At 67.3% G+C, this 401-nt stretch carries 1 protein-coding gene; it reads right to left on the bottom strand.

The features are described 5' to 3' along the window. Positions 1 to 178 precede the first annotated feature (178 nt). Positions 179 to 358 carry a DUF6021 family protein gene (locus WCE05_RS26290; protein WP_225787885.1) on the bottom strand — a complete coding sequence of 60 codons (180 nt, stop codon included), beginning with the start codon at positions 356 to 358 and terminating at the stop codon, positions 179 to 181. Positions 359 to 401: the final 43 nt, after the last annotated feature.

The following is a 401-nucleotide window of genomic DNA, read 5'->3' as shown; positions in this document are numbered from 1 at the left end:
CATGCTCAAGACCCTGCAGGAGCAGGGGCTGATCCAGGACGGCAGCGTCAGCGTCGATGCTGGGCACCAGATCAGCGTCAACTACCCGATCAAGCTGTCGTCGGCGGGGGTCGACGCGGCGAAGAAGATCGAGGGGTGACGGGGCGCGAAGCGCCCCCTGTGTGAACAAGGCCCGCCGTCATTCCCGCTTCTCATGATCCCGAGGCGGCTTGGCTGGCCCCTGCGGATCGACCTGCGGGTCTTCCAGGTCCGGGGAGTCCGGATCGAAGCCCAGGTCCTGCGGCTGGGTGGCATGTTCGGAGGAATGCGGCCCCTTGGCGGGCGGCTGTGGCTTGCGGTCTTGCCCTGGCGTGGTCATGGCGTCGTCTCCCGGCGAAATGTCTACGGAAGAGCCCCTGGGC

This window comes from Pseudomonas sp. I2 (assembly GCF_040984075.1).
GTDB lineage: Bacteria > Pseudomonadota > Gammaproteobacteria > Pseudomonadales > Pseudomonadaceae > Aquipseudomonas > Aquipseudomonas guariconensis_B.
The sequence above is the reverse complement of the archived record's forward strand: the minus strand, read 5'-3'. Positions and strand labels throughout refer to the sequence as shown.